Source organism: Bradyrhizobium sp. CCBAU 11361 (genome assembly GCF_028128935.1).
Lineage (GTDB): Bacteria > Pseudomonadota > Alphaproteobacteria > Rhizobiales > Xanthobacteraceae > Bradyrhizobium > Bradyrhizobium niftali.
The window spans coordinates 1-243 of record NZ_LBJZ01000030.1; the positions used below are offsets into that span (position 1 = coordinate 1).

General features: G+C 61.3%; 1 pseudogene. It reads right to left on the reverse strand.

Going from position 1 to position 243, the window contains the following annotated elements:
* Nucleotides 1-243: pseudogene (locus XI08_RS09690) on the reverse strand (IS110 family transposase); the annotation flags it as partial.

The window sequence follows — 243 nt, forward strand, 5'->3', positions numbered from 1 at the left end:
GCGCGCCAATTCCGTTGCCAAAGCTTCCACCAACTCCTTCGCCAAGTCGGGGACTGTCGCGTCAACCCGAATGTCGATCAGCAGTTGCTGAAGCCTCGAAAGCCCCTTGGGTGCGGTAAAGCCGAATTCCGCGGCGTAGCCGCGGATCGAATTGGCGAGTTGGGTCCGCCTGCCGATGAACTGGTTGCGCACGCGCGCGAGCATCTGTGCGCCCTGCTGCTCGGGGCTTTTGATAGGCACAAA